The sequence below is a fragment of the Streptomyces malaysiense genome (assembly GCF_000980885.2).
In the GTDB taxonomy this organism is placed as follows: domain Bacteria; phylum Actinomycetota; class Actinomycetes; order Streptomycetales; family Streptomycetaceae; genus Streptomyces; species Streptomyces malaysiense.
Map to the genome: position 1 here is coordinate 88,172 of NZ_LBDA02000006.1, position 23,744 is coordinate 111,915.

20 protein-coding genes and 3 pseudogenes are annotated in these 23,744 nt (G+C 71.4%); 18 read left to right on the forward strand and 5 right to left on the reverse strand.

The genetic code is table 11. From position 1 onward, the window contains the following. Window positions 1-50 precede the first annotated feature (50 nt). The 3 genes from VT52_RS02695 (at window position 51) to VT52_RS02705 (ending at window position 1,518) form a co-directional block, all read left to right on the forward strand. Window positions 51-932, forward strand: a complete 882-nt coding sequence (locus VT52_RS02695; RefSeq protein ID WP_046423409.1) for a helix-turn-helix domain-containing protein — start codon at window positions 51-53, stop codon at window positions 930-932. 4 nt (window positions 933-936) lie between these two features. Then, window positions 937-1,149 carry a DUF397 domain-containing protein gene (locus VT52_RS02700; protein WP_046423411.1) on the forward strand — a complete coding sequence of 71 codons (213 nt, stop codon included), beginning with the start codon at window positions 937-939 and terminating at the stop codon, window positions 1,147-1,149. 111 nt (window positions 1,150-1,260) lie between these two features. Next, window positions 1,261-1,518: a hypothetical protein gene (locus VT52_RS02705; RefSeq protein ID WP_240509626.1), complete on the forward strand. Its 258-nt coding sequence runs from the start codon at window positions 1,261-1,263 to the stop codon at window positions 1,516-1,518. 249 nt (window positions 1,519-1,767) lie between these two features. Here VT52_RS02705 and VT52_RS02710 read toward each other — a convergent pair whose 3' ends face one another. Further along, on the reverse strand, window positions 1,768-3,156 hold the full coding sequence (locus VT52_RS02710) for a PucR family transcriptional regulator (protein WP_206306421.1): 1,389 nt from the start codon (window positions 3,154-3,156) through the stop codon (window positions 1,768-1,770). Window positions 3,157-3,320: 164 nt separating this feature from the next. Between VT52_RS02710 and VT52_RS02715 the strand changes: the two genes are divergently transcribed. The 13 genes and pseudogenes from VT52_RS02715 (at window position 3,321) to cimA (ending at window position 17,396) form a co-directional block, all read left to right on the forward strand. Continuing rightward, a complete protein-coding gene (locus tag VT52_RS02715) occupies window positions 3,321-4,247 on the forward strand; it encodes a proline dehydrogenase family protein (RefSeq protein ID WP_046423416.1) in 927 nt (308 codons plus the stop codon). A gap of 38 nt (window positions 4,248-4,285) precedes the next feature. Continuing rightward, window positions 4,286-5,917 carry an L-glutamate gamma-semialdehyde dehydrogenase gene (pruA, locus tag VT52_RS02720; RefSeq protein ID WP_046423418.1) on the forward strand — a complete coding sequence of 544 codons (1,632 nt, stop codon included), beginning with the start codon at window positions 4,286-4,288 and terminating at the stop codon, window positions 5,915-5,917. A gap of 160 nt (window positions 5,918-6,077) precedes the next feature. Next, a pseudogene (locus tag VT52_RS02725) lies at window positions 6,078-6,467 on the forward strand (type 2 periplasmic-binding domain-containing protein); the annotation flags it as partial. A gap of 244 nt (window positions 6,468-6,711) precedes the next feature. Next, the gene (locus VT52_RS39355; protein WP_086812259.1) at window positions 6,712-6,843 is read left to right on the forward strand and encodes a hypothetical protein; all 132 of its coding nucleotides are present in this window, start codon (window positions 6,712-6,714) and stop codon (window positions 6,841-6,843) included. A gap of 100 nt (window positions 6,844-6,943) precedes the next feature. Next, complete coding sequence (locus tag VT52_RS02730) at window positions 6,944-7,987, forward strand: 3-isopropylmalate dehydrogenase (protein ID WP_046423420.1); 1,044 nt, start codon at window positions 6,944-6,946, stop codon at window positions 7,985-7,987. A gap of 264 nt (window positions 7,988-8,251) precedes the next feature. Next, window positions 8,252-9,340, forward strand: a complete 1,089-nt coding sequence (locus VT52_RS02735) for a branched-chain amino acid aminotransferase (protein ID WP_046423422.1) — start codon at window positions 8,252-8,254, stop codon at window positions 9,338-9,340. Window positions 9,341-9,541: 201 nt separating this feature from the next. Continuing rightward, complete coding sequence (gene ureA, locus VT52_RS02740) at window positions 9,542-10,246, forward strand: urease subunit gamma (protein WP_046423424.1); 705 nt, start codon at window positions 9,542-9,544, stop codon at window positions 10,244-10,246. Then, complete coding sequence (locus tag VT52_RS02745) at window positions 10,243-11,967, forward strand: urease subunit alpha (RefSeq protein WP_046423426.1); 1,725 nt, start codon at window positions 10,243-10,245, stop codon at window positions 11,965-11,967. The genes ureA and VT52_RS02745 overlap by 4 nt, the downstream gene beginning before the upstream one ends. A 39-nt stretch (window positions 11,968-12,006) precedes the next feature. Further along, a complete protein-coding gene (locus VT52_RS02750) occupies window positions 12,007-13,056 on the forward strand; it encodes an agmatine deiminase family protein (RefSeq protein WP_046423428.1) in 1,050 nt (349 codons plus the stop codon). A gap of 33 nt (window positions 13,057-13,089) precedes the next feature. Then, window positions 13,090-13,548 carry a nuclear transport factor 2 family protein gene (locus VT52_RS02755; RefSeq protein ID WP_046423429.1) on the forward strand — a complete coding sequence of 153 codons (459 nt, stop codon included), beginning with the start codon at window positions 13,090-13,092 and terminating at the stop codon, window positions 13,546-13,548. 116 nt (window positions 13,549-13,664) lie between these two features. Further along, window positions 13,665-14,282 carry a TetR/AcrR family transcriptional regulator gene (locus tag VT52_RS02760; RefSeq protein WP_046423431.1) on the forward strand — a complete coding sequence of 206 codons (618 nt, stop codon included), beginning with the start codon at window positions 13,665-13,667 and terminating at the stop codon, window positions 14,280-14,282. Window positions 14,283-14,350: 68 nt separating this feature from the next. Beyond that, window positions 14,351-15,502 (forward strand): annotated as a pseudogene (locus tag VT52_RS02765) (MFS transporter); the annotation flags it as partial. A gap of 286 nt (window positions 15,503-15,788) precedes the next feature. Beyond that, complete coding sequence (gene cimA / locus VT52_RS02770) at window positions 15,789-17,396, forward strand: citramalate synthase (protein ID WP_046423433.1); 1,608 nt, start codon at window positions 15,789-15,791, stop codon at window positions 17,394-17,396. A gap of 46 nt (window positions 17,397-17,442) precedes the next feature. Here the strand turns inward: cimA and VT52_RS02775 are convergent, their stop codons facing one another. The 4 genes and pseudogenes from VT52_RS02775 to VT52_RS02790 form a co-directional block, all read right to left on the reverse strand. After that, a complete protein-coding gene (locus VT52_RS02775; protein WP_046423435.1) occupies window positions 17,443-18,045 on the reverse strand; it encodes a GOLPH3/VPS74 family protein in 603 nt (200 codons plus the stop codon). Between the two features lie 275 nt (window positions 18,046-18,320). Next, window positions 18,321-19,695, reverse strand: a pseudogene (locus VT52_RS02780) (glycoside hydrolase family 30 protein); the annotation flags it as partial. Window positions 19,696-19,893: 198 nt separating this feature from the next. After that, window positions 19,894-20,334, reverse strand: coding sequence for a MarR family winged helix-turn-helix transcriptional regulator (locus VT52_RS02785; protein ID WP_046423437.1), 441 nt, complete (start codon window positions 20,332-20,334; stop codon window positions 19,894-19,896). Window positions 20,335-20,740: 406 nt separating this feature from the next. After that, window positions 20,741-21,343, reverse strand: coding sequence for a YceI family protein (locus VT52_RS02790; RefSeq protein ID WP_046423438.1), 603 nt, complete (start codon window positions 21,341-21,343; stop codon window positions 20,741-20,743). A gap of 398 nt (window positions 21,344-21,741) precedes the next feature. Here VT52_RS02790 and VT52_RS02795 point away from each other — a divergent pair, with 398 nt between their 5' ends. Beyond that, entirely contained in the window at window positions 21,742-23,337 is a 1,596-nt protein-coding gene (locus VT52_RS02795; protein WP_046423439.1) for an acyl-CoA carboxylase subunit beta, read from the forward strand. 35 nt (window positions 23,338-23,372) lie between these two features. Next, a complete protein-coding gene (locus VT52_RS02800) occupies window positions 23,373-23,564 on the forward strand; it encodes an acyl-CoA carboxylase subunit epsilon (RefSeq protein ID WP_046423440.1) in 192 nt (63 codons plus the stop codon). Window positions 23,565-23,744: the final 180 nt, after the last annotated feature.

Here is a 23,744-nt window from a genome sequence, read left to right on the forward strand (position 1 = left end):
TTTCGCGCGATCGCCTGCGAGCGTTGCACAGGTGCTGGAACACTCTGCACATGGCACCAAAGCGTGGGCGCACAGCCCAACGACTCGAACTTGGCTTGCAACTCCGTCAGTTACGAGAGAACTGTGGACGCGGAGACCGAGGCGGTGGCTTCACCCGGAGGCAAGCCGTCGTCGGGCTCCGCATCTCGGAGGCCTCGTTGCAGCGGATCGAGTCCGGTTCCCTCAACTTTCGTAACGTAGGTGACCTGCGCAAACTCCTCGACAAGTACGGCGTCACCGACGAGGAGGTCATCGAGTCGCTGATCAACCTCAACAAAGACTCCAACCAGCAGGACTGGTTGACGCAGTACCGGGGGCTGATGCCTGCGGGGATGCCGGGGTTCGTGGGGCTGGAACCGGAAGCGCGAGCGATGAAGGCATACCACCCGACGGTCGTCCACGGCCTGTTGCAGACCGAGCGCTACGCCTTGGCGACTCACGAGTTGCACAAGCCGATCGAGGAGTACACGACGGAGTTCATCCGCAGCAGCGTCGAGCTACGGATGAAGCGCCAGGAGATCCTCACCCGGGAGGACCCGGTCAGGCTTCACGTGATCCTCGGCGAGGCCGCTCTGAGGTACCCCGTCGGAGGTCCTGAGGTGATGGACGAGCAGTTCTCGAAGATCGAGGAGATGTCGGGCTGGGACCACATCACCATCCAGGTGTTGCCGTTCCGTCGGAGTTACCGCTCCACCAACGACTTCTCCATCCTCGACTTCGGAAAGGATCTGCCCCCGCGAGTACAGGCCGACAGTGCCTGGGGTTCGGTGTCCACCTCGGACAAGCCCCGTGAAGTGGACCGCTTTCACCGCAGGTTCGACGTCATGGCAGCATCGGCATTGCCCCCCGATGTCACACCCGAATTCCTGCACCGACTAAGAGGAGAGCTGTAGGGCCATGAACCCGCGCCGCATCGCAACCGAACTCGCACCCGACCACGACTGGTTCAAGTCCTCCTACAGTGACCCCGGCCAGAACTGCGTCGAAGTGGCCCCCCTCCACCCCCACATCGGCGTCCGCGACTCCAAGGACCCCCACGGCCCCGCCCTCCTCCTCCCTTTCCACGCCTGGGCGGAGTTCATCGGGCACGTTGCCGGGGCCGCGGAGTAGTCGGGATCGTCCCACCACGAGGCGCCCCCGCCGGACTGGATCGCCGGCCGGGCGGGGGCCCTCCCACCAGGCTCCGCTCGGGGCTGTCGGATGCGAGAGTGGAGGAGCGCCGTGGGGGTCCGCAGGACAGCGAAGGGCGTCGGTGACTTTCTGATCGACATGGTGGGAGAAGCCCTCACCGAGGCGATCCTCAGCCTGCTCGCCTGCGCCCTGCTCGGCTGCCTGGCCCTGACCGCCTACCTGAGCTGGTCCTTCGGCCCGCGCTTCACCATCGCGGGGGCCGGGCTGCTCGGTTTCTTCCTCGTCCACGTGCCTGGCAGATCTTCCGTGATCCCACGAAGGGCCGCCGTCGGGGCCTCGCCGCCCTGACCGCTGCCGGCTTCACCGTGGCCGCCATGACAGCCCTCTTCCTGCTGGCCCACGGCACAGGGTGCGACTGCCTGTGAGGCCGCCCGGCTCCATGCGCTCGGCCTGCCCGTGCGACGCGCGGCGGCCGGACGAACGCTCGGCCACCGCAGGACCGGGGCCGGTCCGCGGTGGCTGTCCCGGGAACGCGTGACTCGTGGAAGGCGCCGATCCGGGGCAGGGCGCGGGTCCCGTCATGATGATCCCGTCCCGCTACAGCCTCGCCCGCTTCAACGCCATGTGCAGCAGCAGCCGGTCCTCGCCGTCGTCCAGGTCCAGGCCCGTCAGCTGTTCCACGCGGTTGAGCCGGTAGTAGAGGGTCTGGCGGTGGATGCCCAGCTCCGCGGCCGTGCGGCCCGCCTGGCCCGCGCAGTCCAGGTAGACCTCGGCGGTGCGGGCCAGCTCGCGGTGGGCGGGGGAGAGGAGGGGGCCGGCCGCCGGGTCCTGCCCGGACTCCGGGGGGAGCGCGGTCAGCAGGCGGTACGGCCCGATGCCCCGCCACTGTGCGATCGGCCCGAGGTGCCGTTCGGCGAGCGCCGCCTGTGCCGCGGCGCGCGCCTCCTGCCAGACCGTGCCCAGCTCGGCCAGCCCGACCCGGGGGTCCCCGATACCGGCGGCGGGCCCGCCGAACCCGGCCGTGTACCGGCCCGCCCCGGCGACTCCCGCGGCGACCGCCGCGGCCACCGCCGCCCCGGCCCCGCGCGGTACCGCCCCGCGCGCCCTGCCGCCCGAAGCTCCCTCCGCCCCGGCGCCGGAACCCGCCGGCCCCGGGCTCCCCTCCGTCGTGGCCCCCGGCCCGCCGGGCGGCCCCAGGGCTCCCCAGGCCGTCTCCGCCTCCTCCAGCAACCGGCCCGCCGCCGCCGACGCCGGTGCCGCCACCGCCGTGGAGCGGAGCCGCACCAGTACCGCGAGGCTCTGGGACGCCGCTCCCCAGGGAACCGTGCACAGGGCCGCCGCGTGCGGGACGGAGCGGGCGGACGGGGCGTCGTCGGGGTCGGGGGAGGGCCAGGGGGCGACGCAGACCAGGGTGTGCGGGCCGTCCGCGCGGGGGCCGAGCGCCGTGCGCAGGTCGGCCACCGCCATGTCCCGCTGCCAGCCGCCCTCCGCCGTGAGGACCGCCCGCAGCTCCCGGCTCAGACCCGCCCCGGCCTCCGCCTCGTCCGCCAGCAGCGCGCCGATCCGGCCGGCCACCCGCATCGCCGCCGCCAGTTGGTCGTCCGTCGGCCCGGTCTCGCCCTCCAGGAGCCAGACGTAGCCGACGACGACGCCCCGGTGCCGCACGGGCAGGCAGATCCGGCCGCGGTAGACCCCGGCCTCGGGGCTCGGCGGGATGCGGACCGGGCCGGTGGCGCGGGTGATGCCGAAGCCCTCGAACCAGGCGCGCACGCCCGCCGTGGAGCGCCGGGTCAGGATCGAGCGGGTGCGCACCGGGTCCAGCGCCGAGGCGTCCAGCTCGTCGTCGCTGTCGTACGTGCCGAAGGCGAGCAGCTCGAAGTCGCGGTTCTCCAGGGTCGCGGGCGCGCCCAGCAGCTCCGAGATCTCGTCCACCAGTTCCTGGTAGTCACCCTTGTAATCCGCCGCCACCCGGGCATTCTCCCCCATTTTCCGGCCATCTTCATACAGATGTCTGAGATCCCGGGCACGGATGCGTGACAGCTGTCGATGGCCGACGATCAAAGGGATCCGTAGGTTTCGCGGTGGTTCTCCGTGCCGTACCCGAATCGTCGGGTGATGGCCTCTTTGGTGCTTGTCTGTGGAGGTGCCCCGTGCTGGGTCCCGTGATTCTCGCCGCGTCGCGCAGCGACCGGATGCGTCGCCTGATCTCGGCGGCCCCCGTGACCAAGCAGGTCGTCGACCGCTTCATCCCCGGTGAGACGGTGTCCGACATCGTCCCGATCATCAAGGACCTGACGGGCAAGGGCCTCCAGCTGACGATGGACGTCGTCGGCGAGGACATCACCACCCCCGAGCAGGCCGCGCACGCCCGCGACGCCTACCTCGCGCTGATCGACCGCCTCAAGGACCTGGAGCTCGGCGAGAAGGTCGAGATGTCCGTGAAGCTGTCGATGTTCGGGCAGGCGCTGGAGGGCGGGCACGAGCTCGCGCTCGCCAACGTCCGCCCCGTCGTCGAGGCCGCCGCCGCCATCGGTACGACGGTCACGCTGGACGCCGAGGACCACACCACCCTCGACTCGATGTTCGCCATCCACGAGGAGCTGCGGAAGGACCACCCGCAGACCGGCTGCGTCATCCAGGCGTACCTGTTCCGCACCGAGGCCGACGCCAGGCGGCTCGCCGAGGCCGGCAGCCGGGTCCGCCTGGTCAAGGGCGCCTACAAGGAGCCCGCCGAGGTCGCCTACCAGCAGAAGCACGAGATCGACAAGGCCTACGTGCGCATCCTGAGGACGCTGATGGAGGGCGAGGGCTACCCGATGATCGGGTCCCACGACCCGCGTCTGATCTCCATCGCGCAGGAGCTCGCCCACAAGGCCGGTCGTAAGCTCGACGAGTACGAGTTCCAGATGCTGTACGGCATCCGCGGCGACGAGCACCTGCGGCTGGCCGCAGAGGGCCACCGCATGCGCGTCTACACGGCGTACGGCACCGACTGGTACGGCTATTTCATGCGCCGTCTGGCGGAGAAGCCGGCGAACCTGCGTTTCTTCCTCCGGTCGATGGTCAGCAAGGGCTGAGTCCCACCACCCGCTCACGTACAAGGAGTTCGGATCTCATGGACGCTGTGACCCAGGTCCCCACCCCCGTCAACGAGCCGGTGCACGGCTATGCCCCCGGCTCGCCCGAGCGCGCCCGCCTGGAGGCCAAGCTCAAGGAGCTGGCCGAGAACCCGGTCGAGCTGCCGATGACCATCGGCGGCGAGAAGCGCCTCGGCGGCGGCGAGCCGTTCGAGGTCGTGCAGCCGCACAACCACAAGGCCGTCCTCGGCACCGGCCGCCACGCCACCCGGCAGGACGCCCAGGACGCCATCGACGCGGCCCTGGCCGCCGCCCCGGCCTGGCGTGCGATGGCCTTCGACGACCGCGCCGCGATCATCCTGCGCGCCGCCGAGCTGCTGTCCGGCCCCTGGCGCGAGACGATCGCCGCCTCCACCATGCTCGGCCAGTCCAAGACGGCCCAGCAGGCGGAGATCGACAGCCCCTGCGAGCTGGTCGACTTCTGGCGCTTCAACGTGCACTACGCCCGCGACATCCTCGCCGAGCAGCCCCCGGCGAACTCCCCGGGCGTGTGGAACCGCATGGACCACCGCCCGCTGGAGGGCTTCGTCTACGCGATCACGCCGTTCAACTTCTCGGCGATCGCGGCGAACCTGCCCACCGCCCCCGCCCTGATGGGCAACGTGGTGGTCTGGAAGCCGTCCCCGACGCAGACGCACGCCGCCGTGCTGCTCATGCGGCTCCTGGAGGAGGCCGGTCTGCCCAAGGGCGTCATCAACCTCGTCACGGGCGACGGCATCGAGGTCTCCGAGGTCGCCCTGGCCCACCGCGACCTCGCGGGCATCCACTTCACCGGTTCGACCAAGACCTTCCAGTACCTGTGGAAGACGGTCGGCAACAACATCGAGAAGTACCGCTCGTACCCGCGTCTGGTCGGCGAGACCGGCGGCAAGGACTTCCTGGTCGCCCACCCGAGCGCCGACCGCGCGGTCCTGAAGACCGCCCTGACCCGCGGTGCCTTCGAGTACCAGGGCCAGAAGTGCAGCGCCACCTCCCGCGCGTACATCCCGGCCTCCATCTGGAACGCCGGCTTCAAGGAGGAGTTCGCGGCCGAGGTCGACTACCTCACCATGGGTGACGTGACGGACCTGTCCAACTTCATCGGTGCCGTCATCGACGACCGCTCCTTCGCCAAGAACAAGGCCGCGATCGATCGCGCCAAGGCCGACGCGAGCTGCACGATCGTCGCCGGCGGCACGTACGACGACTCGGTCGGCTACTTCGTGCGCCCGACCGTCATCGAGTGCTCCGACCCGGAGAACGAGGTCTTCACGACCGAGTACTTCGGCCCGATCCTCGCCGTGCACGTCTATGAGGACGACAAGTACGACGAGATGCTGACCCAGATGGAGTCGGTCTCCGACTACGCCCTCACCGGCGCGGTCATCGCGAACGACCGCGCCGCGGCCGCGTACACGATGGAGAAGCTCCGCTTCGCCGCGGGCAACTTCTACATCAACGACAAGTCGACCGGCGCCGTGGTCGGCCAGCAGCCCTTCGGCGGCGGCCGCGCCTCCGGCACCAACGACAAGGCCGGTGCCCCCCAGAACCTGATGCGCTGGACCCTGACCCGCGCCATCAAGGAGACCCTGGTCCCGCCGACCGACTACACGTACCCGCACATGGGCTGACCCTCGCCCTGACCCGAACGACGGGCCGGGAAGCCTGACCCCCGAGCAGGCTTCCCGGCCCGTTTCCAATGCCCGGCGCCCGCCGACGACCCGGCGTCGGCGACGGACCCGGCCCGGCGTCAATTCGTCCGGCGCACCAGGATCTTGACCGTGTTCCCGCCCCGCCGGGCACCCGGACCCGCGCGCCCCGCCGCTCGTCGACTGGGCCGAGAACTGCGGCTCCCGCACCCGGGACTGGTGGGCCGCCCAGGACTGGCTGCCGGCCGCCACCGTCCGGGCCGAGGACGACGGGGCGGTGCTGTTCATGGTGGGCAGCGGCCTCGGCATGCCCGTCATGCCCGCGCTGTCCCTCACCGGTGCGCCGCCCTCGGTGGAGATCGCGGGCCTCGGCCCGGACCGCCCGTACCGACGCGTCGGCTACGTCACCACCCCGGAGCTGGCCGACACCACCGCCGTCCGCGCCCTGATCCGGACCCCGCGCTCGCTGGAGGGGCCCGGTGGGTCCCGAGGGTCCCGAAGCCTCGGAGAGCCCGCACTCGAACGCACGTAGCCGCAGGTCAGAGCGGTTCGCGGTGATCCGCCGTCTCAGATAGTAGGAAGTCCGAGTAATTGTGCAGACAGACGCGGGCCGCTCCCTTAGCTTGGAAGAAGCCGAACGTCTCGCTCGATCCAGCGAATGGCGGTCGTGAGCCGGATCCGTGCAGGCAACCCCTGCGGCCGGTGCTCCCCGCCCTCCGGCGTCTCGAACACCCCCCTCACCGCCGTACTCCCTTCATGCCGAGGAGTCGATTTCCATGGCCGAGACGACCGTCCGCCGCCGCGTCCGCCACGTGCCCAGCACCGGCGAGTCCGACCGCAAGAACGCCGCCGCCGCCCTCCAGCGCGCCCTCGACCGCCGGGACAACGGCGGACAGACCGGCCACTGAGCCGTCCGCCGTACCGCCTTTCGAGCCGCTCACCCCACACGGGCCGTCCGGATGTCGGACGGCCCGTGTCATTAGCTGGGACGAGGGGTAGGGTGCCCGCATGTCTCGCAGCATCAATCTCGCAGTGATCCCCGGTGACGGCATCGGCCAGGAGGTCGTGGCCGAGGGTCTGAAGGTCCTCTCCGCCGTGCTTCCGCAGGATGTGAAGCTGGAGACCCAGGACTACGACTTCGGCGCCAAGCGCTACCACGCCACCGGTGAGACCCTCACCGACGCGGACCTCGCGCAGCTGAAGCGGCACGACGCCATCCTGCTCGGCGCCATCGGCGACCCGTCGGTGCCCTCCGGCGTCCTGGAGCGCGGCTTCCTGCTCAAGCTCCGCTTCGCCTTCGACCACCACGTCAACCTGCGGCCGAGCAAACTGCTGCCGGGCGTGTCCACCCCGCTCGCCGGGCAGCCGGAGATCGACTTCGTCGTCGTCCGCGAGGGCACGGAAGGCCCGTACACCGGCAACGGCGGCACCATCCGCAAGGGCACCCCGCACGAGGTCGCCACCGAGGTGTCGGTCAACACGGCCTACGGCGTCGAGCGCGTCGTCCGTGACGCCTTCGCCCGCGCCCAGGCCCGCCCGCGCAAGAAGCTGACGCTGGTGCACAAGAACAACGTGCTGACCTTCGCCGGCCACCTGTGGACCGACACCTTCAACCGGGTCGCCCAGGAGTTCCCCGAGGTCGGCACCGACTACCTGCACGTCGACGCGGCCACGATCTTCCTGGTCACCCAGCCCGAGCGCTTCGACGTGATCGTCACCGACAACCTCTTCGGCGACATCATCACCGACCTCGCCGCGGCCGTCTCCGGCGGCATCGGCGTGGCCGCCTCCGGGAACATCAACCCGGGCCGCGAGTTCCCGTCCATGTTCGAGCCGGTGCACGGCTCGGCGCCGGACATCGCCGGCCAGGGCAAGGCCGACCCGACGGCCACGGTCCTCTCCGTCGCCCTGCTGCTGCGTCACCTCGGCTACGACGCCGAGGCCGACCGCATCGACGCGGCGGTCGCCGCCGACCTCACCGAGCGCGCGGACAAGCCCGCCCGGAGCACCTCCGAGATCGGCGACGCGGTCGCCTCCCGAGTAGCCGGCTGACCCGGCGCTCCATTCGGAAGAAGCCGCCGGGTCGCACGACCGCCCGGCGGCTTCCGCATGTCTCCGCCGGGTGAAACGATCGCCCCCGGGCCGCCACCACGACCCCTGGGCCGCCGCCACCCGATTCCATCGGCCGGGGCCCGCGCGCGATAATCGAACGCGGAGCCGCGGTATGAGGGAAAGCTCGGACGTCCGAGCACCGGTCCCCAGCCGGTGCCGACGTGAGCGCGGCCCGTCACGACAACCGGTGAAGGACAATCACTCATGACGACGCCCACGATCGAGCTCAAGCCCTCCGCCAGTCCCCTCGCCGCCGCCGAGCGCGAGGCGATCCTGGCCAATCCCGGGTTCGGCCGCCACTTCACCGACCACATGGTGACGATCCGGTGGACCGAGGGCCGCGGCTGGCACGACGCCCAGCTCGTGCCGTACGGCCCGCTCTCCCTCGACCCCTCCACCCATGTGCTGCACTACGGCCAGGAGATCTTCGAAGGGCTGAAGGCGTACCGCCAGCCCGACGGCTCGATCGCGCTGTTCCGTCCCGAGGCCAACGCCCGCCGCTTCCGCACCTCCGCCCGCCGCATGGCCATGGCCGAGCTGCCCGAGGAACTGTTCATCGCCGCCCTGGACGCGCTGCTCGTCCAGGACGCCGACTGGGTCCCGGCGCACGGCGGCGAGGCGGCCCTCTACCTGCGCCCCTTCATGATCGCCACGGAGGCCGCGCTCGGCGTGCACCCGGCCAACGAGTACATGTTCCTGCTCATCGCCTCGCCCTCCGGCGCCTACTTCTCCGGTGGCGTCAAGCCGGTCACCATCTGGGTCGCCGAGGACCACGTCCGCGCCGTGCCCGGCGGCACCGGTGACGCCAAGACCGGCGGCAACTACGCCGCCTCCCTGCTCCCGCAGGCCGAGGCCGCGGCCCACGGCTGCGACCAGGTCGTCTACCTCGACGCGGTCACCCGCACCAAGGTGGAGGAGAGCGGCAGCATGAACGTCGCCTTCGTCTACGGCGACAGGATCGTCACGCCGGCCCTGACCGGCTCCATCCTGGAGGGCATCACCCGCGACTCCCTCCTCCAGGTCGCCCGTGACCTCGGCTACCAGGCCGAGGAGGGCGTGGTCACCCTGGAACAGTGGCGCGCGGACGCGGCCTCCGGCGCGCTGACCGAGGTCTTCGCCTGCGGCACCGCCGCGGTGGTCACCCCGATCGGCCACGTGAAGACCAAGACCGACGCGTGGACCCACGGCGACGGCGCCCCCGGCGAGGTCACCATGCGCCTGCGCGAGGCCCTGCTCGGCGTCCAGCGGGGCATGACCGAGGACAAGCACGGCTGGATGCACAGGATCGGCTGACGCTCGGGCACCCTCGCGCAGGGCCGCCGCGGATTCCCTCCAGGGGGATCACGGCGGCCCTGCGCGTTTTTGGAGCGGTGTTCGATCCGTCACAAGCCCATCGCTCGGTGGGGCCTTTCCGTGCCCGGACTCTCCGTTTAGAGTGCTGCTCTAAAGCTTAGAGCGTCGCTCTAAAAGGTTGACGAGAGGGAGGCCCGCGCCGTGCGACTGACCCCCACGGAACGTGACCGGCTGCTGCTCTTCGGCGCCGCCGAGCTGGCCCGAGCCCGCCGCGCCCGCGGCCTCAGGCTGAACGTGCCGGAGGCGACCGCGCTGATCGCGGACACCGTCTGCGAGGCCGCCCGGGACGGCAGGCGGCTCGCGGAGGCCGTCGAGGCGGCGCGCGGCGTCCTCGGGCCCGCGGACGTGCTGCCCGGGGTCGCCGACGTGGTGACCGAGGTGATGGTCGAGGCCGTCTTCGACGACGGCTCCCGGCTCGCGGTGGTCTCCGACCCCATCGGCGGCGGCCTGGGCACGGACGCCCCGGGCGCGCTGCTGCCCGGCCCCGCGCACGCCGACCCGGAGCCGGCGCTCCGGCTCACCGTGACCAACACCGCGGCCGTACCGGTCTCCGTCACCTCCCACTTCCACTTCTTCGAGGCCAACCCGCGCCTCGACTTCGACCGCGCGGCCGCCTACGGCATGCGGCTCGCCGTGCCCGCCGGATCCTCCGTGCGCTTCGGGCCGGGCGAGAGCGAGGAGGTCGGCCTGGTGCCGATCGGCGGCGAGCGGATCGCCATCGGCTTCGCCGGGCTGGTCGACGGACCGCTGGACGCGCCGGGCGCGCGGGCGGAGGCGCTGCGCAGGGCCGCGGCCTGCGGATATCTGGGGGTAACGAGCGACGAGGAGAAGGGGCAGGACCGATGAGCCGTTCCAAGGGGCGCGAGGTCAGCCGGGCGATCCACGTCGACCCGGGCGCCTACGCCGCCACCCACGGGCCCCGCGCGGGCGACCGCGTCCGCCTCGGCGACTCGGGCCTGACCGTCCGCGTGGAGTCCGACGCCCAGCGCCACGGGGACGAGTTCCTCGCCGGGTTCGGCAAGACGGCCCGCGACGGGCTGCACCTCAAGGCCGCCGCCGTGCGCGAGACCTGCGACGTCGTGATCAGCAACGTCGTGGTGATCGACGCGGTGCAGGGCATCCGCAAGGTGTCCATCGGCATCCGCGAGGGCCGCATCAGCGCGATCGGCCGCGCGGGCAACCCGGACACCCTCGACGGCGTGGACGTCGTGGTCGGCACCGGCACCTCGATCGTCTCCGGCGAGGGCCTGATCGCCACCGCCGGTGCCGTGGACACCCATGTCCATCTGCTGTCGCCGCGCATCATGGAGGCCTCCCTCGCCTCCGGCGTGACCACCGTCATCGGGCAGGAGTTCGGCCCGGTGTGGGGTGTCGGCGTCAACTCCCCCTGGGCGCTGCGGCACGCCTTCGGCGCCTTCGACGCCTGGCCGGTCAACATCGGCTTCCTGGGCCGGGGTTCGTCCTCGCACGAGGCGCCGCTGATCGAGGCGCTGGCCGAGGGCGGCGCGAGCGGCTTCAAGGTGCACGAGGACATGGGCGCCCACACCCGCGCCCTGGACACCGCGCTGCGGGTGGCCGAGGAGCACGACGTCCAGGTCGCCCTGCACAGCGACGGGTTGAACGAGTGCCTCTCGGTCGAGGACACCCTCAGGGTGCTGGAGGGCCGCACCATCCACGCCTTCCACATCGAGGGCTGCGGCGGCGGCCACGTCCCCAACGTGCTCAAGATGGCCGGGGTGCCGAACGTCATCGGCTCCTCCACCAACCCCACCCTGCCCTTCGGCCGGGACGCGGTCGCCGAGCACTACGGCATGATCGTCTCCGTCCACGACCTCAAGCCCGAACTGCCCGGCGACGCGGCCATGGCCCGCGACCGCATCCGGGCCGGCACCATGGGCGCCGAGGACGTGCTGCACGACCTGGGCGCGATCGGCATCACCTCCTCCGACGCCCAGGGCATGGGCCGCGCGGGCGAGACGGTACGGCGCACCTTCGCCATGGCCGGCAAGATGAAGGCCGAGCTGGGCCCGCTGGAGGGCGACGGCGAGGGCGACGACAACGCCCGCGTGCTGCGCTACATGGCCAAGCTGACCATCAACCCCGCGATCGCGCACGGCCTTTCGCACGAGGTCGGCTCCATCGAGGTCGGCAAGCTCGCGGACATCGTGCTCTGGCGCCCCGAGTACTTCGGCGCCAAGCCGCAGCTCGTCCTCAAGTCCGGCTTCCCCGCGTACGGCGTCGTCGGCGACCCCAACGCGGCCACCGACACCTGCGAACCCCTCGTACTGGGACCGCAGTTCGGGGCGTACGGCGCGACGGCGGCCGACCTCTCGGTGGCGTTCGTCGCGCGGGCGGCCGCGGACCAGGGCAACGACACCATGCCGACGCGCCGCCGCCGGGTCGCCGTGCGCGGCACCCGCGGCATCGGCCCCGCCGACCTGCGGCTGAACGCCCGTACCGGAGCGGTCGACGTCGACCAGCGCACCGGCCTGGTCACCCTCGACGGCGACCCGCTGCGCTCGGAGCCGGCCGACTCCGTCTCCCTCAACCGCCTCTACTTCCTGTGACCTCCGGACCCCTCCTGTGAACCCCGAACGGACCCCCAGATGAGCACCCCTGCCGCCGACGGCTTCCGCATGCCCGCCGAGTGGACCCCGCACGAGCGCACCTGGATGGCGTGGCCGGGCCCCAACCCCACCTTCGACGACGCCGACGACCTCGCCGCCTCCCGGCACGCCTGGGCCTCGGTCGCCCGCGCCGTCCGCCGCTTCGAACCGGTGACCGTGGTCTGCGGTCCCGGCACTTCGGCCGAGGCACGGGAGCTGCTCGGGCCGGACGTCGACCTCGTGGAGCGCGAGCTGGACGACGCCTGGATGCGGGACATCGGGCCCACCTTCCTGACCGACGGCCGGGGCGGACTGGCGGCCGTGGACTGGACGTTCAACGGCTGGGGCGCCCAGGACTGGGCCCGCTGGGAGCACGACGCGAAGATCGGCGGGCACGTCGCCGACCTCGCGGGCGCCCGGACGTACGCCTCGGCGCTGGTCAACGAGGGCGGCGGCATCCATGTCGACGGCGAGGGCACGGTGCTGCTCACCGAGACCGTGCAGCTCGGCCCCGAGCGCAACCCGCACTGGACGCGGGAGCGGGTCGAGGCGGAGATCCACGCCCACCTCGGCACCAGCAAGGCCATCTGGCTGCCGCGCGGCCTGACCGCCGACTATCCGCCGTACGGGTTCGGCACCCTCGGCCACGTCGACATCGTCGCCGCCTTCGCCCGCCCCGGTGTCGTGCTCGCCCATCACCAGCCGGACCCGGCCCACCCCGACCACGAGGTCGGCAAGGAGATCATCGGCCTCCTCAGGTCCTCGACCGACGCCCAGGGCCGTCCACTGGAGGTCGTCGAGGTCCCCGCGCCGACCGTCCTGGAGGCCGACGGCCACTGGGCCGACTACTCCTACATCAACCACTACCTCTGCAACGACGGCGTCGTCCTGTGCGCCTTCGACGACCCCCGCGACGAGACGGCCGCCGCCATCTTCCGCCGCCTCTTCCCCGAGCGCACCGTCACCCTGGTCGACGCCCGCCGGATCTTCGCGGCCGGGGGCGGCATCCACTGCATCACCCAGCAGCAGCCGCGGTCCCGCCGCCCTTGACCTCAAGTCCGCTTCAGGTCGGAGGCTGAGCACATGACCACACAGACGGATCAGTCGGAGATCACCACGCTCGTGGACCGGTACTTCCGGGCGCTGGACGCGCGGGAGTTCACGCCCGGCTGGGCGGACGCCTTCCTCGCCCCGGACGCCCGGATGGAGACCCCGCTCGGGACGTCCGAGGGCGCGGCGGCCGTGCGGGCGACCGAGGAGGCGCTCGGACGGTACGACCGCACCCAGCACCTCGCCTCGGGCATCGTCGCCGACACGGACGCCGGTACGGCGCGGGCCTCCTGGAACGCCCTGATGGTCCACGTCCGTCACGACGCCACGCTGTTCCAGGTGGGCGGGGTCTTCGAGGCGGAGCTCGCACGCACCGGTGACGGCTGGCGGTTCGCCCGGATGGCCGTCCGGGCGGTCTGGACGCAGGGACGGCCGCCCGGGGGAGTGGGGGAGGCCCCCGCCCGGCAGCCGTCGGCGCCTCGGGTCGGGTAGAACATACGGGTGAACGTCCTGGTCCGTGCGGGCTGCACGGTGGCGGGCCTGCCCGCCGAGTGCCACGGCCCGTACAAGACCCATGTCCCGCCCGCCGCCGTACGCCTGGTGACCCCATGACCGAGAGTTCCGCGCCGCGCCGGCGCACCCCCGCCCCGCCCCGCGAGGAGCTGCTCGCCGCGGCCATGGGCATGATCGCCGAGCGCGGTCTGGAGAAGCTCACCATGGCGGCGCTCGGCCGCGAGGTCGGGATGAGCAGCGGGCACCTCCTCTACTACTTCCGCTCCAAGGACGAACTGCTGCTCCAGACCCTGGAGTGGAGCGAGGGCCGGCTCGGGGCGGCGCGCGGCCGGCTGCTGGCGGGGGAGGGCCCGGCCCGGGAGCGGCTGGCGGCGTACGTCGACCTGTACGTGCCCGACGGCCACCGCGATCCGCACTGGACCCTGTGGCTGGAGGTCTGGAACCGCTCCCAGAACGCCGACGACGACGCGCGCGCCCGCCAGGCCGCGATCGAGGGGGCGTGGCACCGGGACCTCGTCGCCCTGATCGCGGAGGGCGTCTCGCGGGGGGAGTTCCGGGAGGTGGACGCGGACCGCTTCGCGACCCGGACGCGTGCGCTGCTCGACGGGTTCTCGATCCAGGTCGCCATCGGGTTGCGAGGGATTTCGCGGGAGCAAGTGCTGGCGCATGTGAGGGAGTTCGTCGAGGACGGTCTGATCGCCCGGTCGTCGTAGGGGTGCGGCCCGCGCCCGCGGTCCCCCGCGCCCCTGCGGGGCGCGTCGTCCGATCAGCTCGCGGGCAGGTCGGGTTCTTCATGCGGCCCGTCGGCGGATGGCTGCTGGGGCGGGCCGGCGACCGCAGGGGCCGCAAGGCGGCGCTGACGCTGACCGTCACGCTGATGTCGGCCCCGGCGGCGCTGATCGCCGTCGCGCCGTCGCGCCGACGTACGCGGTCGCCGGGTACGGCGGCGCCCTCGTCCTGCTCGTCGCCCGGCTGCTCCAGGGCCTGTCGGTGGGCGGCGAGTACGCGGCCGGCGCCACCTACCTCACCGAGGCCACCGACCCGGGCAGGCGCGGCTTCGCCTCCGGCTTCCAGTACGTGTCCGTGACCGCCGGCCAGATCGTCGGCCTCGGCCTCCAGATCATCCTCCAGCGCACCATGTCCGACTCGGCCCTGCACAGCTACGGCTGGCGCATCCCCTTCGTCGTCGGTGCCCTCGGCGCGGCCGTCGTCTTCCACCTGCGCCGCGACATGCCGGAGAGCGAGGTGTACGACGAGGACACCTCGGCCGCCGAGGAGCGCGGCGGCCTGCGCGCCCTGGGCGGTACCGGCGCGAGGCATTCCTCGTATCGCGCTCACCGCGGGCGGCACGGTCGCGTACTACACGTACACCACCTGTCCGACCAGGTACCTCTCCAACTCGGCGGGCCTGGCCGAGGACACCGCGACCCTCGTCTCCTTCACCGCGCTGATCGTCTTCGCCGCGCTCCAGCCGCTCGCCGGGGCCCTGTCCGACCGGATCGGGCGCCGGCCGCTGCTGATCACCTTCGCGGTCGGTTCCACCGTCCTGACCGTGCCGGTCGTGACCCTGCTCAAGCACGCCGGCGGCTACTGGCCCGCGCTCGGCCTCTCCTTGCTCGCGCTGGTGGCCGTCACCGGCTACACCTCGGTCAACGCCCGCGTGAAGGCCGAGCTGTTCCCCACGAGTGTCCGCTCCTTGGGCATCGCCCTCCCGTACACCCTCGCCAGCGCCCTCTTCGGCGACACCGCCGAATACATCGCGCTGTGGTTCAAGAAGGCCGGGATGGAGTCCGGTTTCTTCTGGTACGTGGCGGGCTGTGCGGCCGTTTCGCTCGTCGTGTATGTCACCATGCGGGAGACCGGGGACCTGGATCCGACCGGAACACGAGGGGCCGACGGAGTGGAGAAGTCCGCCGTGACGACCGCATCCTGAGACGGTCGGTGAGCCGGGGGCGTCGCTGTGCCAGACTTCCCCCGTGCTTACGTTCGCCACGATTATCGGCAACAGGCGCGCCGGTCCGCAGTGACCATCTCGTACGAAAAGGTACGGGTGGCCACCGTTCGTCCTCGACCCGCGCGCAGACCTCTCGCATCCGCGAGGGGTTTTTTCGTTTTACGGCCCACCTTCAGCCGTGAACCGAGCGCGAGGGAGTATTGGGGGGACGGTGGAGCCGGTCATTCCGGTAAGACCGAAGATCCACAACAGGAGCCTTGAGACCATGACCGAGACGGCACCCAGCGAGCTCGACGACTCGTTCCACGTCTTCGACACCACGCTGCGCGACGGCGCGCAGCGCGAGGGCATCAACCTCACCGTCGCGGACAAGCTCGCCATCGCCCGGCACCTGGACGACTTCGGCGTCGGCTTCATCGAGGGCGGCTGGCCCGGCGCGAACCCCCGCGACACCGAGTTCTTCGCCCGCGCCCGGAACGAGATCGAATTCCGTAACGCCCGGCTCGTCGCCTTCGGCGCCACCCGCCGCGCCGGTGCCAAGGCGGCCGACGACCCGCAGGTCAGGGCGCTGCTGGAGTCCGGTGCCCCGGTGATCACGCTGGTCGCCAAGTCGCACGACCGGCACGTCGAGATGGCGCTGCGCACCACCCTGGACGAGAACCTGGAGATGGTCCGCGACACCGTCTCCTACCTGTGCGAGCAGGGCCGCCGGGTCTTCGTGGACTGCGAGCACTTCTTCGACGGCTACCGCGCGAACCCCGAGTACGCCAAGGCCGTCGTACGCGCCGCCTCGGAGGCCGGGGCCGATGTGGTGGTGCTCTGTGACACGAACGGCGGCATGCTGCCCGCCCAGGTGCACGCCGTCGTCGCCACCGTGCTCGCCGACACCGGCGCCCGGCTCGGCATCCACGCCCAGGACGACACCGGCTGCGCGGTCGCCAACACGCTGGCCGCGGTCGACGGCGGCGCCACGCACGTGCAGTGCACCGCCAACGGCTACGGCGAGCGGGTCGGCAACGCGAACCTGTTCCCCGTGGTCGCCGCCCTGGAGCTGAAGTACGGCAAGAAGGTGCTGCCCGAGGGCCGGCTGCGGGAGATGACCCGGATCTCGCACGCCATCGCCGAGGTCGTCAACCTCACGCCGTCCACCCATCAGCCGTACGTGGGTGTCTCCGCGTTCGCGCACAAGGCCGGGCTGCACGCCTCCGCGATCAAGGTCGACCCGGACCTCTACCAGCACATCGATCCCGCGCTGGTCGGCAACACCATGCGGATGCTGGTCTCCGACATGGCGGGCCGCGCCTCCGTCGAGCTCAAGGGCAAGGAACTCGGCGTCGACCTCGGCGGCGACCGCGAGCTGATCGGGCGGGTGGTGGCCCGGGTCAAGGAGCGCGAGCTCAAGGGCTACACCTACGAGGCCGCCGACGCCTCCTTCGAGCTGCTGCTGCGCGGCGAGGCGGAGGGCAGGGCGCTGAAGTACTTCGACGTCGAGTCCTGGCGGGCGATCGCCGAGGACCGACCCGACGGCAGCCACGCCAACGAGGCCACGGTCAAGCTGTGGGCCAAGAGCGAGCGCATCGTCGCCACCGCCGAGGGCAACGGCCCGGTCCACGCCCTCGACCGCGCCCTGCGCGTCGCCCTGGAGAAGATCTACCCCCAGCTCGCCGCCCTCGAACTGGTCGACTACCGCGTCCGCATCCTGGAAGGCCGCCACGGCACCTCCAGCACCACCCGCGTCCTCATCTCGACCTCCGACGCCACCGGCGAGTGGTCCACGGTGGGCGTCGCGGACAACGTGATCGCCGCCTCCTGGCAGGCTCTGGAGGACGCCTACACGTACGGCCTGCTGCGCGCGGGAGTGGAGCCGGCGTAGCGGCTCTCGCGGGCACGAGGCGCCGGGCGCCCCGCCCCGACGGGGCTCAGGGCGCCCGCCAGATGTTGTCGAAGGCGGCGTTCTCGATCCGCCGGCGTTCCCGCACCGCCGTCAGCTCGGTGATCGCGTCGCCCACGGCGGCCAGGACGGTGAGGACCGCGTCGTCGGCGTCCTCGTTGCCGTCCGCGCGGTCCTCACCGATGCCCAGCGGGACGGCGAGGGCGGTCAGCACCGGCTCGTGGGACCACCAGCGGTCGGCCGCGTGGCGGCGGGCGGGGGTGTCGGGCCGGGGGGCGTCCCCGCCGAGCCGGGGCAGCCAGCGCCGGCGCTCCCCGGTGAGCTGACCGGAGCGGTCCAGGTCGTCCTGGTAGGCCGCGGCGAGCCCGCGGCCCCGGCGCCACAGCCAGTCCTCGACGCTCTCGTACGGCTCCGCGCGCACCAGAGCCGCGCCCGCCTCGTCCAGCATCCGGTCACCCGTGCCCAGCGACGCCCCCGGCACGATGCGCGCGCCGTCCAGGGTGAGCGCCCGCGTCCCGAGCAGGTCGACCAGCTCGGCCCCCGCGAGGGCCAGCGACAGATCGCCCTGCTCGACGGGGCGCGTGCCGGGGACGTCCACGCTGACGAGGAACAGGTCCTGCGGTGTGGTCATGAAGGGCTCCAGGTCGCCGGGGCGGCAGGGCGTCAGACGCGGCCCGGTCGTTCGGACGGGACTCCGGCGGACTGAGGTGAGACTCGTCCAGGACCGTAGCGGCAGCGTACCGAGCACCTTCTCACGCGGCTCGGCCTCGTCGCGGGCGCGCCACACACCGACGCCCCGCCGCTCGGCGAGCGACGGACCGGCCGGGGGACGAACCGGCCGGGGGACGGCGGACCCCCCTCACCGTCCCCCAGCCGGCCCTGGGCCGCTCGTCACCGAAGCCGCCGCTTCTGGTCGGCGGCGCCCGTGCAGGACCGGATCTGCGCGCGGGCCCCGTCGGCCGGGGAGTCGTCGGTGACGTCCAGGCACTTGTCCGCGGCGAGGTTCACGTCGCGGAGGTCTTGCCGGGCAGCGAGTGAGTGGCGTGCTGCGAGCCTCAGTCGATGGTGACGGTCCGGGCGGAGGAGGAGCCGTTGTAGGCGATCAGCGCCTTGCTGCCGTCCGGGTTGCGCCAGGCCACGTTGGGCACCGTGGTGGACGCGGTGGAGGCGATCCGCTGCGCGCCGGGCCGCACGAACTTGGTGAGCTGGCCCATGTCGTAGTACTCGACGGTGTAGTCCACGCTCCTGCTCCTGCCGTCCCCGTCGTGCACGGTGACCAGGCCGGTGCAGGTGCCGCAACCGCCGTTGTGCGGGCCCATGTCCTGGTCCACGGCCAGCGACCACTTGGTCACCGACTTCGCCCAGTTGCGGGTGTAGTCGACGATGTCCGCCATGTCCTCGTGCTGCTGGTCCGCGTTCCAGGTGCCCCCGGAGTGCTCGGTGCCGAAGGCGTCGAGCGACGGGTACTTGTCGTGGATCGTCGTCTGCTCGGAGACGTCACCGCCTAAGCCGTGCCAGGCGATGCCGCCGAAGTCGGGGTGCTCGCGGATCGCCGGATCGTCCACCGAAAGCGCGGCGTAGGAGTCGTAGCTGTCCCAGTTCCAGCCGTGTGCGAGGACCTTGGTGCTCAGGCCCGCGGACTGGAGCCGCGGCAGCAGGTCGGCTCGTTCTGCGGGGTCACGTACGAGACGTCGACGCCCTGGTCCCGGTACTCCTGGAGGTACTTGACGAAGTAGGACGCGTAGGCGCCGTAGTCCTCCGCCTTCAGCCGGCCCCCGTTCAGCGAGCCGCTGTCCTTCATCCAGGCCGGGGCCGTCCACGGCGAGGCCATCACGGTCAGCGAGGGGACCAGCTGGAGCGCCTGCCGGGTGAGCGGCACGACGTCCGCGAGGTCGTGCGCGATCGAGAACCTGCTCAGACTCGGGTCGGTCTGCCCGGCCGGGACGTCGTCGTACGTGCAGCCGTGGCGAGCGAGGTCCGATGCGCCCATCGGGTTGCGCAGGAAGGACAGGCCGATGCCGTCCGTCGGCGAGAACAGCTTGCGCATCGTCGCGTCCCGGGTCGCCTGGGACAGGGCGCCGCTGCTGCCGAACAGCCAGGCCGCGGTGTCGGTGAACGAGGCGCCGGTGAAGACATGGCGGCCGGCGGAGTCGTCGGTGGTGGTGAGCCACGCGGTGACCTGCTCACCGGCGGCATGGGCGGGAGGTACGGCCGCGGTGAATCCGGCGGCGGAGAGCAGCCCGGCCGGCAGCAGCCGGAGCGCGCGGTGGGATCTCCTCATGGTGCGTCGCCCTTCCTCTCGGGTCGACAGAGCGGGGATGAGCGGGGCGGAGCAACTGGTATGCGTTCTTCATGAGTTGATGAGGAGTCAATTAACTCACGCCATGAGCTAAGTCATGAGTGAGCCATGAGGGCCGAGGGAGGGTCCATGCCGAGGTCGAGAACCGCCCGGCTCGTGAGGGACCAAAGGGGGCGGCGGTCAGATCTCCGTGCCCGGTATCTCCATCGAGCCCACCCGCTCCAGCAGCGCCGCCGCCAGCGTCAGTACCCCCCGCTCCGTCTCGCCGAGTGTGCTCAGGGCCGCCGCGAGCCAGACGTCACGTTCGGCCATGTCCCGCTCCAGTGCCCGCCGGCCCGGTTCGGTCAGGCTCAGCACCGACTGCCGGCGGTCGCCCGCGTCCGGCTCCCGGGCGATCAGCCCCTCCGCCTCCAGGTCCGCGAACACCCGTGTCAGCGACTGCGGCCGCTGCCGCTCCCGTGCCGCGATCCGTCCCGGCGTGGCCGGGCCGTGCGCGTGCAGATGTCCCAGCACCGCGAGCTGGTTGGGGCTCAGGCCCCCCTCCCCGCGCTCCTGTCGCAGCCTCCGGTTGATCCGGACGACGGCACGACGGAGAGCGGCGGCATCGGCGAGATGATCCATGCGCGGATCGTACGCAGCTCCTTATCGAATTTCCGACTTACGGGCTCTGTTCTCGGACAGTGCGTCAGATACTGATACGCAGCGCTTATGAAGCAAACGGTGACGACGACGGCCGTCCCGCTCTTCCGTGCGGCCGCCTGTGGCTGGAGGGCGGGGCAGGACGGCACACGGACTCCGTGGTCCTCGCGGTGGTCCTCACCCTGACCCCGATGCGGGGCCGGTGGTCCGCCGGCCGGCTCGGCCCTCTTCACCGCGGGTCCCGCCCTCGCGATCCGGATCCGCCGCTACGGCCTCCGGGCTCGGTGGGCGCCCGGCGGGACCAGCACCCTCTCCCGGTCCTCGGGTACCACGGCCGGAACGCCACCGGCCGGCGGCCGGCCCCGCTGTCCGCGATCGCGGCCGGGGCTCACGCGTTCTTGATCGCGGAGACGTCGAAACGCAGCTTGATCTTGTCGGAGATCAGGACACCGCCCGTCTCCAGCGCGGCGTTCCAGGTCAGGCCCCACTCGGAACGCAGCAGCTCGGCCTTGCCCTCGAAGCCGGCCCGCTCGTTGCCGAACGGGTCCTTGGCGACGCCGTTGAACTCCAGGTCGACGGTGATGGGCCTGGTGACCCCGAGCAGGGAGAGGTCGCCGGTGATGCGGTAGTCCTCGCCGCCCAGGGACTCCGCCCCGGTGGAGCGGAAGGTCATGGTGGGGAACTCGTCGATCTTGAAGAAGTCGGCCGACTTCAGGTGGCCGTCGCGGTCGGCGTTGCCGGTGTCGATGCTCGCCATCGTGACGTCGAGCGTGGCGGTCGACTTGGCCGGATCCCGACCGTCGAGGTGGAGGCTGCCGGTGAAGTCCTGGAAGCCGCCGCGCACGTTGGTGACCATCGCGTGGCGGGCCACGAACTCGATCGTGGTGTGCGCGGGGTCGATCGTGTAGTCACCGGTCAGCGCGGCCAGATCGGGGCCGGTGCCCTGCGCGGGGGCGGCGGTCCTGTGGTCCTTGCGGCCGAAGATGCCCATGACGTCCTCCTGGAGCGATTCTGTTTAACGTTCAACGAATCTGACGCCTCAGACCGTAGCCCCATTCCGTTCGGTTTTCAACATGATGTGCAGTGTGATGCGTCGATCACTCGAAGTAACTATGCGCGTTCACCGAAAGATGCGCATACCGTGGGGAGGGGTCGCGGCCGAGGGCCGTCCGAGGGGTGGCGTCACTCCAGGGATGGCATGCGCGTTCCCACGAATGCGGGATGATCCGCGGGGGCGCGCTTGTGGAATCCCCACAACGGAAGCCGCCTCTGAGCAGTCGGAACGGCTGCACCTTGCCGTGGTTCTGTTCACTCGCACCAGGAAAACGGGCGTGAGACTGTACGGAGTCGACGGCTCGCTTTCCTTGGTGTCCTTCGTAAGGTCGCTACATGACCGTTTTGGAAGAGACGACGGGTGAGCCGACCGGCGAGCCGACGGACGCGCGCGGACGGGTCGCCGAACTGCACGACATCCGTGCGCAGGCCGTGGCCGGCCCGAGCGAGAAGGCGACCGCGGCGCAGCACGCCAAGGGCAAGCTGACGGCGCGGGAGCGGATCGAGCTGCTCCTGGACCCGGGTTCCTTCCAGGAGGTCGAGCAGCTGCGCCGGCACCGGGCGACCGGTTTCGGCCTGGAGGCGAAGAAGCCGTACACCGACGGTGTCATCACCGGCTGGGGCACGGTCGAGGGCCGTACGGTCTTCGTGTACGCCCATGACTTCCGTGTCTTCGGCGGCGCGCTGGGCGAGGCCCACGCCACCAAGATCCACAAGATCATGGACATGGCCATCGCGGCCGGCGCGCCCCTGGTCTCCCTGAACGACGGCGCGGGCGCCCGCATCCAGGAGGGCGTCAGCGCGCTCGCCGGGTACGGCGGCATCTTCCAGCGCAACACGAAGGCGTCGGGTGTCATCCCGCAGATCTCCGTGATGCTGGGCCCGTGCGCGGGCGGCGCGGCCTACTCGCCGGCCCTCACGGACTTCGTCTTCATGGTCCGCGAGACCTCGCAGATGTTCATCACCGGTCCCGACGTGGTCAAGGCGGTGACGGGTGAGGAGATCACCCAGAACGGCCTGGGCGGCGCGGACGTACACGCCGAGACCTCGGGCGTCTGCCACTTCGCGTACGACGACGAGGAGACGTGCATCGCCGAGGTGCGCTACCTCCTGTCGCTGCTGCCGCAGAACAACCGCGAGAACCCGCCGCGCGTGGAGTGCTCCGACCCGGCCGACCGCCGCTCGGACGTCCTGCTCGACCTGGTCCCGGCCGACGGCAACCGGCCGTACGACATGGCCAAGGTCATCGAGGAGATCGTCGACGACGGCGAGTACCTGGAGGTCCACGAGCGCTGGGCGCGCAACATCATCTGCGCGCTCGCCCGCATCGACGGCCAGGTGGTCGGCATCGTCGCCAACCAGCCGCAGGTCCTCGCGGGCGTACTGGACATCGAGGCGAGTGAAAAAGCTGCGCGCTTTGTCCAGATGTGTGACGCTTTCAATGTTCCGATCGTGACCTTCCTGGACGTTCCCGGGTTCCTCCCCGGCGTCGACCAGGAGCACGGCGGAATCATCCGGCACGGCGCGAAGCTGCTGTACGCCTACTGCAACGCCACCGTGCCGCGGATCTCGCTGATCCTGCGCAAGGCGTACGGAGGTGCCTACATCGTCATGGACTCCCAGTCGATCGGCGCCGACCTCACCTACGCCTGGCCCACCAACGAGATCGCCGTGATGGGCGCGGAAGGCGCGGCCAACGTCATCTTCCGCCGCCAGATCGCCGAGGCCGAGGACCCCGAGGCCATGCGGGCCCGCATGGTCAAGGAGTACAGGTCCGAGCTGATGCACCCCTATTACGCCGCCGAGCGCGGCCTGGTCGACGACGTCATCGACCCGGCCGAGACCCGCGAGGTGCTGGTGAAGTCGCTGGCGATGCTCCAGACCAAGCACGCCGACCTCCCGTCCCGCAAGCACGGCAACCCCCCGCAGTAACCGAGCGGACATCTCTCTTACGGAGACTGACACCCATGAGCACTGCCGACATCCGCGTCGAGAAGGGCCACGCCGACCCCGAGGAGGTCGCCGCCATCACGGCCGTCCTCCTCGCCCGCGCCGCCGCCCGCCCCGATCCGACCCGCCGCCGCCCGCACCCGAAGGCCGGCTGGCGCCGCCTCGACCGCGAGCCGGGCTTCCGCGCCCCGCACAGCTGGCACGGCTGAGGCGAGAAGACATGGCAGTGGGGCCCCTCCTCGGAGGGGCCCCACTGCCATGTCCGCGTGTTCCCATGCCCAGGTGCCCGTCCACACGCCGTCCGTGCGCCCCGAAGGGGCGCGGGGGAACCGCGCGGGCGGACAAGACTGCCCGTCGCGGTGTAGCACCGCGACGGGCAGCCGGGCAGC

What these genes read in the sequence shown, in the direction of transcription:
- VT52_RS02795 (WP_046423439.1), top strand. Translation starts at nt 21,742, where the DNA reads ATGACCGTTTTGGAAGAGACGACGGGTGAGCCGACCGGCGAGCCGACG.
- VT52_RS02755 (WP_046423429.1), top strand. Translation starts at nt 13,090, where the DNA reads ATGACCACACAGACGGATCAGTCGGAGATCACCACGCTCGTGGACCGG.
- VT52_RS02800 (WP_046423440.1), top strand. Translation starts at nt 23,373, where the DNA reads ATGAGCACTGCCGACATCCGCGTCGAGAAGGGCCACGCCGACCCCGAG.
- pruA (WP_046423418.1), top strand. Translation starts at nt 4,286, where the DNA reads ATGGACGCTGTGACCCAGGTCCCCACCCCCGTCAACGAGCCGGTGCAC.
- VT52_RS02700 (WP_046423411.1), top strand. Translation starts at nt 937, where the DNA reads ATGAACCCGCGCCGCATCGCAACCGAACTCGCACCCGACCACGACTGG.
- VT52_RS39355 (WP_086812259.1), top strand. Translation starts at nt 6,712, where the DNA reads ATGGCCGAGACGACCGTCCGCCGCCGCGTCCGCCACGTGCCCAGCACC.
- VT52_RS02730 (WP_046423420.1), top strand. Translation starts at nt 6,944, where the DNA reads ATGTCTCGCAGCATCAATCTCGCAGTGATCCCCGGTGACGGCATCGGC.
- VT52_RS02785 (WP_046423437.1), bottom strand. Translation starts at nt 20,334, where the DNA reads ATGGATCATCTCGCCGATGCCGCCGCTCTCCGTCGTGCCGTCGTCCGG.
- VT52_RS02750 (WP_046423428.1), top strand. Translation starts at nt 12,007, where the DNA reads ATGAGCACCCCTGCCGCCGACGGCTTCCGCATGCCCGCCGAGTGGACC.
- cimA (WP_046423433.1), top strand. Translation starts at nt 15,789, where the DNA reads ATGACCGAGACGGCACCCAGCGAGCTCGACGACTCGTTCCACGTCTTC.
- VT52_RS02695 (WP_046423409.1), top strand. Translation starts at nt 51, where the DNA reads ATGGCACCAAAGCGTGGGCGCACAGCCCAACGACTCGAACTTGGCTTG.
- VT52_RS02710 (WP_206306421.1), bottom strand. Translation starts at nt 3,156, where the DNA reads ATGGGGGAGAATGCCCGGGTGGCGGCGGATTACAAGGGTGACTACCAG.
- VT52_RS02735 (WP_046423422.1), top strand. Translation starts at nt 8,252, where the DNA reads ATGACGACGCCCACGATCGAGCTCAAGCCCTCCGCCAGTCCCCTCGCC.
- VT52_RS02790 (WP_046423438.1), bottom strand. Translation starts at nt 21,343, where the DNA reads ATGGGCATCTTCGGCCGCAAGGACCACAGGACCGCCGCCCCCGCGCAG.
- VT52_RS02775 (WP_046423435.1), bottom strand. Translation starts at nt 18,045, where the DNA reads ATGACCACACCGCAGGACCTGTTCCTCGTCAGCGTGGACGTCCCCGGC.
- VT52_RS02745 (WP_046423426.1), top strand. Translation starts at nt 10,243, where the DNA reads ATGAGCCGTTCCAAGGGGCGCGAGGTCAGCCGGGCGATCCACGTCGAC.
- VT52_RS02760 (WP_046423431.1), top strand. Translation starts at nt 13,665, where the DNA reads ATGACCGAGAGTTCCGCGCCGCGCCGGCGCACCCCCGCCCCGCCCCGC.